The sequence below is a fragment of the Paramicrobacterium chengjingii genome (assembly GCF_011751765.2).
GTDB lineage: Bacteria > Actinomycetota > Actinomycetes > Actinomycetales > Microbacteriaceae > Paramicrobacterium > Paramicrobacterium chengjingii.
Window position 1 is genome coordinate 502,300 of the sequence record NZ_CP061169.1, and the last position, 12,149, is coordinate 514,448.

Annotated in this window: 13 protein-coding genes; 10 read left to right on the plus strand and 3 right to left on the minus strand. The window is 62.2% G+C overall.

Annotation, left to right across the window (positions count from 1 at the left end):
* Positions 1 to 21: 21 nt before the first annotated feature.
* A complete protein-coding gene (locus HCR76_RS02525) occupies positions 22 to 1,005 on the minus strand; it encodes an SDR family oxidoreductase (RefSeq protein WP_166984961.1) in 984 nt (327 codons plus the stop codon).
* On the opposite strand from HCR76_RS02525, the gene HCR76_RS02530 reads away from it, so the two are divergent.
* From HCR76_RS02530 to arfA, 5 genes are all read left to right on the plus strand, one after another.
* The gene (locus HCR76_RS02530) at positions 1,004 to 2,092 is read left to right on the plus strand and encodes a LacI family DNA-binding transcriptional regulator (protein WP_342357129.1); all 1,089 of its coding nucleotides are present in this window, start codon (positions 1,004 to 1,006) and stop codon (positions 2,090 to 2,092) included. The genes HCR76_RS02525 and HCR76_RS02530 overlap by 2 nt on opposite strands.
* A 111-nt stretch (positions 2,093 to 2,203) precedes the next feature.
* Positions 2,204 to 3,547, plus strand: coding sequence for an extracellular solute-binding protein (locus HCR76_RS02535; protein WP_166984959.1), 1,344 nt, complete (start codon positions 2,204 to 2,206; stop codon positions 3,545 to 3,547).
* A 79-nt stretch (positions 3,548 to 3,626) separates the two neighbouring features.
* A complete protein-coding gene (locus HCR76_RS02540; protein WP_434063590.1) occupies positions 3,627 to 4,532 on the plus strand; it encodes a carbohydrate ABC transporter permease in 906 nt (301 codons plus the stop codon).
* A 1-nt stretch (position 4,533) separates the two neighbouring features.
* On the plus strand, positions 4,534 to 5,430 hold the full coding sequence (locus HCR76_RS02545) for a carbohydrate ABC transporter permease (protein WP_244971460.1): 897 nt from the start codon (positions 4,534 to 4,536) through the stop codon (positions 5,428 to 5,430).
* 35 nt (positions 5,431 to 5,465) lie between these two features.
* A complete protein-coding gene (arfA, locus tag HCR76_RS02550) occupies positions 5,466 to 6,998 on the plus strand; it encodes an arabinosylfuranosidase ArfA (RefSeq protein ID WP_166984958.1) in 1,533 nt (510 codons plus the stop codon).
* A gap of 106 nt (positions 6,999 to 7,104) precedes the next feature.
* Here arfA and HCR76_RS02555 read toward each other — a convergent pair whose 3' ends face one another.
* Positions 7,105 to 8,022, minus strand: a complete 918-nt coding sequence (locus HCR76_RS02555; RefSeq protein WP_166984957.1) for an aldose 1-epimerase family protein — start codon at positions 8,020 to 8,022, stop codon at positions 7,105 to 7,107.
* A gap of 127 nt (positions 8,023 to 8,149) precedes the next feature.
* Here HCR76_RS02555 and HCR76_RS02560 point away from each other — a divergent pair, with 127 nt between their 5' ends.
* Genes HCR76_RS02560 through HCR76_RS02570 form a run of 3 tightly spaced genes read left to right on the plus strand, consistent with a single transcriptional unit; the run spans position 8,150 to position 10,006 of the window.
* Positions 8,150 to 8,710 carry an HAD domain-containing protein gene (locus tag HCR76_RS02560; protein WP_166984956.1) on the plus strand — a complete coding sequence of 187 codons (561 nt, stop codon included), beginning with the start codon at positions 8,150 to 8,152 and terminating at the stop codon, positions 8,708 to 8,710.
* Between the two features lie 56 nt (positions 8,711 to 8,766).
* Positions 8,767 to 9,003 carry a hypothetical protein gene (locus HCR76_RS02565; protein WP_166984955.1) on the plus strand — a complete coding sequence of 79 codons (237 nt, stop codon included), beginning with the start codon at positions 8,767 to 8,769 and terminating at the stop codon, positions 9,001 to 9,003.
* Entirely contained in the window at positions 8,996 to 10,006 is a 1,011-nt protein-coding gene (locus HCR76_RS02570; RefSeq protein WP_166984953.1) for a YihY/virulence factor BrkB family protein, read from the plus strand. The genes HCR76_RS02565 and HCR76_RS02570 overlap by 8 nt, the downstream gene beginning before the upstream one ends.
* Here HCR76_RS02570 and HCR76_RS02575 read toward each other — a convergent pair.
* A complete protein-coding gene (locus HCR76_RS02575) occupies positions 10,003 to 10,446 on the minus strand; it encodes a MarR family winged helix-turn-helix transcriptional regulator (RefSeq protein ID WP_166984951.1) in 444 nt (147 codons plus the stop codon). The genes HCR76_RS02570 and HCR76_RS02575 overlap by 4 nt on opposite strands.
* Before the next feature lie 611 nt (positions 10,447 to 11,057).
* Between HCR76_RS02575 and HCR76_RS02580 the strand changes: the two genes are divergently transcribed.
* Both HCR76_RS02580 and HCR76_RS02585 read left to right on the plus strand, forming a co-directional pair.
* Positions 11,058 to 11,546 (plus strand): GNAT family N-acetyltransferase, encoded by a 489-nt coding sequence (locus HCR76_RS02580; protein ID WP_166984949.1) that lies wholly within the window; start codon positions 11,058 to 11,060, stop codon positions 11,544 to 11,546.
* 251 nt (positions 11,547 to 11,797) lie between these two features.
* Entirely contained in the window at positions 11,798 to 12,148 is a 351-nt protein-coding gene (locus HCR76_RS02585) for a PadR family transcriptional regulator (RefSeq protein WP_166984947.1), read from the plus strand.
* Position 12,149: the final 1 nt, after the last annotated feature.

Sequence of the window (12,149 nt, forward strand, 5' to 3'; positions counted from 1 at the left end):
AACCCCATTGTCGGAGAGAACCTAGCCTCGCGCCTCGGCGACGAGGCGGTCGAAGACCGCGTCGAGGGCGGCATCCGCCTTCTGCTTCTCCGGGTGTGCGTCGAGCCACTCGATCTGCGCGCGGGCACCCTGCCAATAGGGCACAGTGGTGCCAAATTCTGGTACGAGCGCGCGCAGTTTGCTTGTGTCGAACACCATCGAATGCGACTTGTCACCGAGCAGGCCAGGGCCAAGCTCCGGGAGCGCAGAAGCGATGCGATCGCTCGTGACATGAACGATGTCGCAAGGTGCACCGGCAGCATCCGCGAGCCACTCGTAGATCTGGTTCCACGTCGGCGAGTGATCGCTGGTGATCGTGAACGCCTCTCCGATCGCCAGCGGATTGCCGAGCAGTCCGCTGAACCCGACAGCGAAGTCGGTATTATGCGTCAGCGTCCACAGGCTCGTCCCGTCGCCGTGCACAACGACGGGCTTTCCCTCGCGCATGCGGGCGACGTCGGTCCAGCCGCCGAGCGTTGGAAGCCCCGTGCGATCGTAGGTGTGCGACGGGCGAACGATCGTGATCGGAAACCCGCGCTCGCGGTACGCCGTGACAAGAAGGTCTTCGCCGGCGATCTTGTCGCGCGAATACTGCCAGAACGAATTGCGCAGCGGCGTCGACTCGGTGACGGGCAGTCGCGATGGCGGAGTCTGGTACGCGGACGCCGAGCTGATGAACACGTATTGCCCCGTGCGCCCCTCGAAGAACTCGACGTCGCGGCCCACCTGCTCGGGCGAGAACGCGACGAACTGCGCGACGGCGTCGAACTCGCGGTTGCCGATGGCGTCACGAATGGATGCTGGCGAGCCGGCGTCCGCAGTCAGCTGCTCCACGCCGTCGGGCAGCGGTCGGTCGGTGCTGCGCCCCCGATTGAGCACAGTCACCTCGTGACCGCGACCCAGAGAGGCGCGCACACACGCCGAGCTGATTACGCCGGAACCGCCGATGTAGAGCACTCGTGTCATGCGTCTCATCATGCCGGATGCTGGCGCACAGCGCTATGGCGAATGCGCCGCCACTCCTGCCGCCGATTATGCTGTGTGCATGCGAGCGACAATGCGTGATGTAGCGTCGCGGGCGGGGGTGTCGCCCAAAACGGTGTCGAATGTCATCAACGGCGTCGTCTTCGTACGCCCTGAAACACGCGAGCGCGTCGAGCAGGTGATGGCAGAGCTTGACTACGTGCCAAACCTCAGTGCACGTGGATTGCGCAACGGGCGGTCAGGCGTGCTGGCGCTCGCGCTGCCTCACTTGTCGACGCAGTACTCGGCAGAAACCGTCGGCGCTTTCGTCGAGGTCGCGCACTCGCGGGGGTGGGCAATTCAGGTCGAAGAAACGGGCGCCGAGCCGACGCGCGAGATCGAGCTGTTGTCACGGGCGCGCGCCCATCTGGTTGACGGGCTCATACTCAACCCGATCACTCTGGAAGACAGCGTTATCGCGCAGGCGCGAAACCTGCCACCTCTCGTGCTCATCGGGGAGGTCGAGCAGAGCCTTGTCGACCTCGTCGGTGTCGACAGTCGTGCATCCGCTTACGAGATGACGCGGCACCTCATCGAGCGGGGATGTCGTCGGATCGCCGTCGTCGGATCACCAGCCTCCGAGTTTCAGACCGCAACCTCGCGTCAGCGCACGGAAGGCTACCGAGATGCCCTCCGAGAAGAGGGGCTGCCGCTCGATGCAGAGCTGGAGATTGGCTGCGGCGATTGGACTGCGGCGGGAGCAGCATCCGCGTTCTCGGCATTTCTCGATGGTGGCGGTGCCGTTCCCGATGCGGTGTTCTGCTTCACCGACACCATGGCAATCGGCGTGCTGAATGTGCTGTGGAGACACGGCCTTCGAGTGCCCGAAAACGTGCGGGTAGCAGGCTTCGACAACACGGTGGACAGTCCGTACGCCGTTCCGCCGCTCACCACAGTTACCTTCGATCGTCGCGAGTTGGCGAAGCTCGCCATTGAGCGACTGGAGCAGCGCCTCGCCGACGAGTCACTCGAGCCTGTGAGAACGCGGGTGCCGTACCGCTTAGTGGTGCGTGAGAGTACAGGGCGGTAGCGTTCGCGCCCCGAGTTGCAATTGAGTCTCACATCGGGTCTTGCGCCATCCATTACATCGATGTAATGATGGGACATCCACGATGGTGTCCAGCACGAAGGAGTGATGTTCATGACACGATCTCGTCAGCCGGGCGGTGGTCCGGGCTTTTCGAGGCGCCGCATGCTGACCGGCGCGGCAGTGCTGTTGGGCGGAGCGTTCGCAGCGCCCGCCCTGAGCGGCTGCACGCAGGCTGCAGCATCCGGAGTCACCAACCTCAGCTACTGGCATCTGCTCAGCGGCGGCGACGGTATCACCATGGCGACACTCGTCGCCGATGTCGAGAAGGAACTCGGAGACGTCTCCGTCGACCAGACGGTGCTCGCCTGGGGCGCACCGTATTACACAAAGCTCGCCATGGCGGCCGCGGGCGGTCGTGCACCAGACATCGCGATCATGCACGCCAGCCGTGTCACCGGTTGGGCGCCCGGTGGACTGCTCGACCCCTGGGATCTCGATCTGCTCGCCGAGTTCGGTGTCAGCGAAGACACCTTCAAACCGCGCATCTGGGAGAAGGGCTTCACCGACGACACGCTCTATTCCGTCGCCCTCGACTCGCACCCGTTCATTACCTTCTTCAATACAGAGGTGGCCGACAAAGCCGGCGTGCTGAAGTCTGACGGCACGCTCATCGATACCTCGACACCAGACGAGTTCATCGACATGGCGCTCGAGATGCAAGCGGTCACGGGTCAGCACGGTCTCTCATGGGGCTATCTCAATGACGGAGCCCAGCTCTGGCGGCTGTTCTACACGTTCTACAAGCAGCACGGCGCAGACATGGTGCTCGAGACAGGCAAACCGGCGCAGTTCGACGAAGACGCTGCGATCGAATCGCTTGAATTCATGACGAAGCTCGTCGACGGCACTGTCGCAGCGACGAACAGCGACATCAACAACGGCATCGCGGAATTCGCCGGAGGAAAGAGCGGCATGCTCTTCTCTGGTGTCTGGGAACTTCGCACGCTACAAGACGCGGGAGTCCCGTTTGACGCGACGACGATTCCCACGCTGTTCGGCACACCCGCCGTGTACGCCGACTCGCACGCGTTCGTGCTGCCGCACCAGTCGAACCCAGACGAAACGAAGCGCCGTGCGGCATACGAGTTCATGTCGACGCTCTTGAAGGGATCGATCAAGTGGGCGGGCGCTGGGCACATTCCGGCCTATCTTCCGGTCATCGACGACCCGGCATACGCTGAGCTGCTGCCGCAGGCCCACTACGCTGACGCCGCGGACCTGATCAACTATGACCCACCCGCATGGTTCACAGGCTCAGGTTCTGACTTTCAAAACTATTTCCTCGACGCGATCCAAGGGGTCATGCTTGGTGGTACGACGCCCCAAGCGGGCTTCGCGTCGTTCATCTCACGAATCGACACGCTGCTCTCGAAGCCGAATCCGGTGACGGCATGAGCGCCCCCATCCGGCAGTGCAAGGCGCTGCGCGACGACGAAGGAGTCTCGCTGTGACGACGGAAACCGCCCAAAACGTCCTGACTGACACCGCCAGCACTGTGAAGGTGTCGCGGTCGAACAGGCCACGGGAAAATCTCACCGGGTGGGCGTTCATCGCCCCTCTCGGCATCCTCTTCATTCTGTTCATGCTCGTGCCGATCCTGTGGGGTCTGTATCTGAGTTTCACAAACCAGAGCCTCACGGGTGCCGGCGGTGACCTCGTCGGCTTCGACAACTACGCCGAGGCGCTCGCGGACCCCGACATGTGGAGGTCGATGCTCAACACCGTATGGTTCACGGTGCTCAGCACAATCCCTCTCGTCGTCATCTCGCTCGCCCTCGCACTTCTGGTCAATACCGGTCTACCGGGGCAGTGGCTGTGGCGGCTGTCGTTTTTCATGCCCTATCTGCTTGCCTCTACAGTGGTATCGCTCATCTGGGTATGGCTGTACAACCCGCAGCTGGGGCTCTTCAACGCCATCCTCGGATGGTTCGGCATCGATCCGGTCACGTGGCTGCAAGACCCCGACCTCGCGATGCTTTCGGTCGTCGTCACGACCGTGTGGTGGACAATCGGATTCAACTTTCTTCTCTACCTCGCGGCAATCCAGAACATTCCGGAGAGTCAGTATGAGGCAGCGTCGCTCGACGGGGCCGGCCGCTGGCGCACCCTTACCTCCATCACGATCCCGCAGTTGGGATCGACGACGATCATGGTTGTGATTCTGCAGCTGCTTGCGTCGCTCAAGGTATTCGACCAGATCTATCAGATGACCGGGGGAGGCCCAGCGGGTACGACGCGATCGGCCATTCAGTACATCTTCGAGTCGGGATTCACCGGGTTCCGTTTTGGGTATTCGTCGGCGATCTCATACATCTTCTTCGTGCTCATCATCATCGTCTCGGTAATCCAGTTCCGCATCACGGCGCGAAGGAGCGCATGACATGTCGACAGAGACCCAACACATGACCGTACCCGCGACTGCCCGCAACGCGGCATCCATCGCTCCGAAAAGGCGCACAAAGCTCGGCCCGGCCGGCATCGCCGCCCTCGTCGTTTTGATCGTGCTGGCGGTGGCGTGGCTGCTGCCGTTCGTCTGGGCGATCGTCACATCGCTTAAAAGCGAGACGGATGCCGCTTCGGCGTCGCTCTGGCCAGCGCACGGCTTCACATTGGATGCGTATGCCAAGGTTCTCGCCGAGGGCAATGTTCCCACCTGGGCGTGGAACAGCCTCTTCACGTCAGCGCTGATCACGCTCATCACCGTGCTCACGTCTGCGCTCGCCGCCTACGCGTTCTCGCGCATACGGTTCAGGGGCAACAAGGCCGTGTACATCGTCGTGATCGCGGCGATCGCGGTGCCGCCGCAGGTTCTCATCGTTCCTCTCTTCTACGAGATGCTCGCGATGGACCTCGTCGACACCTATTGGGGCCTCATGCTGCCGCAGGTGGTGCAACCGATCATCGTGCTGATTCTCAAGCAGTTCTTCGACCAGATTCCGGTTGAGCTGGAGGAAGCGGCACGGGTCGACGGCGCCAGCAGACTGCGCGTCTTCATCTCGATCGTGATGCCGCTGTCGCGACCCATTCTCGCGGCGGTGTCGATCTTCGTGTTCGTGTGGGCATGGAACAACTTCCTCTGGCCCTTCATCATTATCAACGACCCGCAGCTCATGACGCTGCCTGTCGGCCTGCAGACGGTGAAGAGTGCCTACGGCATTCAGTACGCGCAGAACATGGCCATGGCGATTCTCGCCGCACTGCCGCTCATCGTCGTCTTTCTCTTCTTCCAACGCCAGATCATCAAGGGCATCTCCACCACCGGCTTCGGTGGACAGTAGCCCACGTGACCCGACCGCACCACACAAGGAGACACATGACCACCGCTCGCATCACCATCGACCGCGACTTCCGTGTCGGCGATGTGCCTCGGCGCATCTTCGGCTCGTTCGTCGAGCACATGGGACGCTGCGTCTATTCCGGCATCTACGAGCCGGGGCATCCTCAGGCCGATGAGCGCGGGTTTCGCCGCGACGTTCTCGAGCTCGTGAAAGAGATGGGCCCGACGATTGTGCGTTACCCGGGAGGCAACTTCGTCTCGGGCTACAACTGGGAAGACGGCGTCGGCCCGGTTGAGCAGCGTCCCACGCGCATCGATGGCGCTTGGCACACGATCGAGACGAACGCCTTCGGTCTACACGAGTTCGTCGACTGGGCGCGCGAGGCCGACGTCGAGGTGATGGAGGCCATCAACCTCGGAACCAGGGGAGTGGATGCTGCTCGCGCACTTGTTGAGTACGCCAACCACCCCGGGGGCACCGCGTGGAGCGACATGCGACGCAAGAACGGCGCGGAGGAGCCCTTCGACATCAAACTCTGGTGCCTCGGCAATGAGCTTGACGGACCGTGGCAGATCGGCCACAAAACGCCGGACGAGTATGGGCGTCTCGCGCAAGAGGCGGGCAAGGCGATGAAGCTCGTTGACCCGTCGATCGAGCTCGTCGCAGTCGGCAGCTCCAACACGGGAATGCCCACGTTCGGTTCGTGGGAGCACGCCGTGTTGAATCACGCGTACGACGAGGTGGACTACATTTCACTTCACGCCTACTACCAGGAGCACGACGGCGACGCCAAGAGCTTCCTTGCCACGGCAGTCGACATGGACTACTTCATCGAGTCGGTGATCTCAACGGCGGATGCTGTCGGCGCCCAGCGCAAGACGAAGAAGCGCATCAACCTCTCGTTCGACGAGTGGAACGTCTGGTATCAGCGCGGACTCGACACCGACGACCAGCCGCACAACGTCGAAAAGAGCTGGCAAACGCACCCGCGCCTGATCGAAGACGAGTACAACGTCACGGATGCCGTCGTCGTCGGCACGTTCCTCAACTCGCTGCTGCGACACGGTGACCGCGTCACCGTCGCCAACCAGGCACAGCTTGTCAACGTGATCGCGCCGATCCGCAGCGAAGAGGGAGGGCCTGCGTGGCGGCAGAGCATCTTCTGGCCATTCGCGCGCATGTCGCAGCTCGCCCACGGCAGCATCCTGCGCACCGCCGTCGAGAGCGACAAGATCGACACCGCCAAATACGGGGATGCTGACGCCGTCGACGTGAGCGCGACGTGGGACGAAGAAGCGGGCACCGTGGCGTTCTTCCTCGCCAACCGCGGGCTCGACGAGCGATGCGACGTCTCGGTGAAGCTCGGCGGTTTCACGGCATCCGGAATCTCACGCGCCGAGGTGCTCTCAGTGCCCGAGGGGGGCGACCGGTTCACGTCGAATACGCAGGATGCTCAGCCGGTCGGCCTCACGCCGCTCGACGGTGTATCCGTCGACGGGTCTGCTCTCACGCTGCAGCTTCCTGCGCTCTCGTGGGCGGTCGTGGTTGTCGACGTCACGCGAGCGTAAGAGTCTGTTCAGTCATTCGGAGCCTTGCCGCCCGTCGCGGCGTGTCGGTGGGCGACGCGCCGCGGGGGCGGGTGGTCCTTCCGAATAGCTGAACGGTGTGCTGCCGTCAGATGGCGCGGATGCTCCAACTCGCCGTCGCCGAGGCATCGGGGTCGAGCGTGATCAGGTCCGTCCCTGAATTGAATGCGTCGGGCGGGCAGGTCATGGGCTCCACGGCGAGGCCGATGCGACTGATCTCGGGCGCATCATCGCGGTCTGCTGTGTGCACTTGCACCCAGGGACATGCGGCATCCCACGTGATCTCCACACCGGTGCTGGCCTGCGAGCGCACCTGCACTGCGGCGATTCCATCGGCGTCGCGTGCAAGCCGGGTGTACGCGTGGTCGATGAACGTGTCGCCGATGACCCGCGGCTCGCGAAAGTCGAAGTCCGTGCCGTCGACCGGCTTGATTCCGGTGGGAATCAACCGATCATCGGTCACCGTGAGTACGGAGTCGGCGCCAATTGTCGCGCTCCAGTCGTCGACGCGGCCTTCCCCTGCCACGAGGTAGGGGTGCGGGCCCGTACCGAACGGCGCCGCTGCGTCGCCGCGGTTGGTCGCCGTGACGGCGCAGTGCATTCCGTCGTCGTCAAGGCGAAAGTCGACGGCGATGTCGAGCGTGAATGGGTAGCCGTCTTGCGCGGGAATCGCCGTTCCGAGCGTGACGGCGGCTTCGGACTGCTCGACGATGCCGTAGTCGAGCCACGCACCGAGCCCGTGCAGCGCGTGACCTCGCGCCGGTTCGGTCAGCGCCAGCTGGTGCTCGGCGCCCTGCCATGAATAGCGCCCGTCGACAACGCGATTCGGCCATGGAACGAGTGTTGCTCCACGGTACGCGGGCCGCACATCGCTCTCGGCGAACGGCACAATCAGGTCGCGCCCGGCATACGTGAGTTCGCGCAGCGTTGCGCCGATCGTGGCGATGGATGCCGCGTATTCGCCGTGCCGCAGTGTGATGTTCCGTCCGGAAAGCGCTCGTGTCATAGCATCCATCCTGCCGCACGTGTTCTCTGACAACGAACCGATGCATGGCTGATTCATAGCTGAATCCAGGCCCGTGTCAGTGCCAAGTGATTAACTGAGCTTCCACCCGAGACCGGCGAGGAGCACCATGCCCACCTCTGATATCCAGACGCGTCTGTACCTTGATGTCGATGGAGCAATCAACGCAGACGAACCACCATTCTCCGAGGTGAAGTCAACGCGTGTGCAAATAGAGTACGGCGGCGGAATGATGAGCCGCATGCCCCTCACGTGGGCTCCCGAGGTGGTCGCAGAGCTCGACGCTCTGCGCGACGAATTCAACGTCGAGCTCGTGTGGCTGTCGACGTGGAACGAGATGCATGCGTCGATGACGCGACTCGCGCCGGCTCTCGGTGGGCTCTTCGGGGGTCGCGCCATCATGGATGTCGATGCGGTCAGCGTCGACCGAGGGCGGGGCTGGTGGAAGGCTCAGAGCATCATCGCCGACCAGGACATGACGCCGGCTCCGTTCATCTGGGTCGACGATGAAGCGGTGATGGCACATGGAGGAATGGTCGACGACGCCACCGTCGGCACTCCCTCGCTCAAGCTCACCACCGTGTATGAGCACGGCATCGAGCGATTGCATCTGGCACAGATGCGTTCGTTCCTTGCCGCGCAGACGCAGCGCCAGGTCGCCCTGCGCTGAACGGACGCGCTGGGGCGAGGCTTGCCACGGCGCGCAGATGCTCATAGCGTGACGGTATGGCAGAACACGCGGGGCGGGCGATGGTTCTTCCGACTGATCGGGAGAAGCGAACAGGCGAGATCGGGCCGTGGGTCCGGCAGCTCAACATTGATGAGCTGCGAGAAGACATCGACGACACGGTTGCAGCGATTCGCACGAAGGTCGTGCCTGTCGCCATCGGAGTGGGCGTCGCGGCGGTCGGCGCCGCCGTCTACATCGTTGCGTCTGCCCTGAGCGGTGATGACGATGAGTGAGTCGTCACGAGAGGCACACGCCCGGCCTACCCGGCTGCGCTTTCGCAGCATCCGGGTCGCCTATGTTCATGCAGTCCAGATGTTCGGCGTCAACAAGTCGGCTGATGTGGCGGCGACGCTTACCTACTTTCTCGTGCTGGCGCTCTTTCCCGGTCTGATCGCAATCGTCTCGATTCTGTCGCTTGTCAACGCCGATGGTTCGGTGAGCACCGGCCTGATTCAGATGCTCAACGACGTCGCGCCGAAAGAGACGGCGAAGACGCTCGAAGGGCCGATCACCACGGTCATGTCATCGCCGGGAGCCGGACTCGGACTCGTGCTTGGTCTTCTTGGTGCGATCTGGTCGGCGTCGAAGTATGTCGACGGGTTCACCCGGGCGGCGAATCGCGCGTTTGGTGTCACCGAGGGGCGCCCGGCGCTCAAATTGCGGGCGACGGTGCTTCTGCTCACCGCATCGAGCCTCGTGGCAATCACCGTCATGGCTATTCTGCTCATCGTCAGCGCGCCCGTCGCTCGGCTGATCGGGTCGGTGATCGGTCTTGGAGACGCGAGTGTTGCCGCGTGGAACATCGCGAAGTGGCCCGTTCTCGTTCTCGCGGCCATCGCGCTCATCGCCCTGCTGTACTACTTCTCACCGAACGTGAAACCGTCGAAGTTCCGGTTCGTCGGGCTCGGAGCCATCACAGCGCTTCTTGTCTGGGCGATCACGACAGTCGGTTTCGTACTCTACGTGTCGAATTCCGGGGGCTACAACGCGACGTACGGCTCGCTCGGCGGCATCATCGTCTTTCTCATTTGGCTGTATCTGAGCAACATGGCGCTCGTCTTCGGAATCGGCGTCGAAGCAGAGCTTGAGCGTGCACGTCAACTGCAGCAGGGTATACACGCTGAGTATTCATTACAGCTGCCTCTGCGTGACGTAACGATGATCGACAAGAAAATCGAAGCCGAGGCCAAGGCTGTGATTTCGGCGCGTAAGCTGCGCCGCTCATTCGATGGTTAGCAACCTTCGGTCGCTGTGCGCACCTTCGTCGTCAGTTCGGTGAGCTGTGTCAGCTCATCGTTGGAGAGGGCGGCCTGCATGACCCTGGCTATCGATTCCATGTGCTTGACGGCGACGGAGCGGAACTCACGGTATCCGGCATCTGTCATGCGCACGATCGTGCCGCGACCGTCTTTCTCGTCTTGAGTCTTCTCGACGTAACCGCGGGCGACGAGCCGGTCGACCATGCGGGAGACGCTCGGCTGGCTGAGCAACACGCGAGAGTTGAGCAGTCGTAGCCGTGCGGAGCGCTCTGGCTCGCGTGAGAGATTGAACAGAATGTCGTACTCGGTGATTGAGATCGAGTGAGTCGGGAACTCATCGCTGAGCACCCGCATCACCTGCACTTGGGCGCGAAAAAGCGATTCCCAGGCATGCACAGCCGTGGATCTCTGAGCCATTGGATTCCTCCCGTTGACTCAGGATAGTGGAGCGACAGCGGGCAGGGGATCCAGGAGTATGTCCTCAGTGCAAAGATTGAGGGCCGGTCGTAGAGGCTTACGACCGGCCCTCTCCCTTGCACCAAGAGTGTCCTGCAATCACATTCCGCGTCAGCCGCCACAGCAAAGCAACTGACGCACTTCGAATATATAACGGAAAGATAACAAGGTCTAGTTACCAAAGCGTTATTTTTCTGCCAATGTTCTGAACAACGGCTATCCACAGGCTTAGCCGTCTCGCGGAAGGCCAGAAGGCTCGAGCTAACCCCCGTGGATCGCGTCGTTGGGGTCGATCAACGCGGAGTGCTTCGCCCGAACGATCTGCCCGGCGGTTTTGAGCTAACAGTCGGCACGCTCGTTGCCGCTCTCTTGTCGGTGGTCATCCCTGTCTTGTTCGAACCCCTTGGAGTTGCCCTCTTCAGCATGTAGAGAACTTGAACGGGTCGTCTGCAACGACAGTAGACGAAAAAACGGTGAGTACGACGGTGGATATCGCCCTCATTGTTGTAATCGTCGGCTTCACGGTGTTTCGTCGACTAGCGGGGAACCGGCCGAGGGAGCAGACTGGCTAGATGCTGATTCGCGACGCTTCCACCGCCGATTGGCCTGCCATCTGGCCATTCCTGCACAAGATCGTGGTGGCGGGAGACACATTCACTTACGACCCGGAATTGCGCGAGGAGGAGGCCGAGGCGATGTGGATGGCGAGACCACCGGGTCGCGTGGTCGTAGCTGAAGCGGACGGTGGCAACGTGGTCGGCACGGCGAGTATGTATGCAAATCGAGCTGGCCCTGGCGCCCATATTGCCAGCGCGAGCTACATGGTAGATCCAAGCCACCAGGGCACAGGGGTCGGGCGGGCGCTTGTTTCGGACTCGCTCCGCTGGGCACGAGCTCGAGGCTTCCAGGGCATGCAGTTCAATGCCGTTGCCCAGACCAACTCCTATGCAATCAGACTCTACGAGTCGCTCGGCTTCACCGTAATCGGAACAATTCCAGGCGGCTTTCGCCACCCCGTGGCCGGCGATGTGGGGCTCCACATCATGTTCTGCCCGCTTTGATTGCGGCGGCTAACGGAAGCGCCCGCCGAGGCGGGCCGCCGAGCCGCATTCACGCATCGTCATCGATGCTGCGTGAGAGTCGCGCATCATGGCGTGACCCGTAGCTCGTGTGTGTGGGAGACACGGATTGGGCCGCGACCCAAGGTGACTCGGCTCAGAATCTTTCACGGTATTCAGTGTTGCTCAGTACCGGTACCTAGTGTTACTGTTTACCGGTAGTCAATGACACTGAGTAGCGCGAGGGATGGTTCATGGGTAATCAGATGACCGAGATGCTGAAGGGCACGCTCGAAGGCATCGTTCTCACGGTTCTCACCGCGCGTTCCGCGTATGGGTATGAAATCACGGCCCAGTTGCGCGAGCGCGGCTTCTCCGATCTCGTCGAGGGGACCGTGTACGCGCTTCTCGTGCGGGTGGAACAGAAGGGCCTCGTTGACGTTGAGAAGGTTCCGTCTGAAAAGGGCCCACCGCGGAAGGTGTATTCGCTCAACGCGCAGGGGCGACGGCAGCGCGATGAGTTTTGGGGAACGTGGAACGCTCTGTCCGAACGGATCGAGCGGCTCCACTCTGACGTTGACCTCACACATGACAAAGGAGAATAAG

Coding starts and splice junctions, on each gene's coding strand:
- HCR76_RS02530 (WP_342357129.1), top strand. CDS start 1,004: ATGCGTCTCATCATGCCGGATGCTGGCGCACAGCGCTATGGCGAATGC.
- HCR76_RS02525 (WP_166984961.1), bottom strand. CDS start 1,005: ATGACACGAGTGCTCTACATCGGCGGTTCCGGCGTAATCAGCTCGGCG.
- HCR76_RS02535 (WP_166984959.1), top strand. CDS start 2,204: ATGACACGATCTCGTCAGCCGGGCGGTGGTCCGGGCTTTTCGAGGCGC.
- HCR76_RS02545 (WP_244971460.1), top strand. CDS start 4,534: ATGTCGACAGAGACCCAACACATGACCGTACCCGCGACTGCCCGCAAC.
- arfA (WP_166984958.1), top strand. CDS start 5,466: ATGACCACCGCTCGCATCACCATCGACCGCGACTTCCGTGTCGGCGAT.
- HCR76_RS02555 (WP_166984957.1), bottom strand. CDS start 8,022: ATGACACGAGCGCTTTCCGGACGGAACATCACACTGCGGCACGGCGAA.
- HCR76_RS02560 (WP_166984956.1), top strand. CDS start 8,150: ATGCCCACCTCTGATATCCAGACGCGTCTGTACCTTGATGTCGATGGA.
- HCR76_RS02565 (WP_166984955.1), top strand. CDS start 8,767: ATGGCAGAACACGCGGGGCGGGCGATGGTTCTTCCGACTGATCGGGAG.
- HCR76_RS02570 (WP_166984953.1), top strand. CDS start 8,996: ATGAGTGAGTCGTCACGAGAGGCACACGCCCGGCCTACCCGGCTGCGC.
- HCR76_RS02575 (WP_166984951.1), bottom strand. CDS start 10,446: ATGGCTCAGAGATCCACGGCTGTGCATGCCTGGGAATCGCTTTTTCGC.
- HCR76_RS02580 (WP_166984949.1), top strand. CDS start 11,058: ATGCTGATTCGCGACGCTTCCACCGCCGATTGGCCTGCCATCTGGCCA.
- HCR76_RS02585 (WP_166984947.1), top strand. CDS start 11,798: ATGGGTAATCAGATGACCGAGATGCTGAAGGGCACGCTCGAAGGCATC.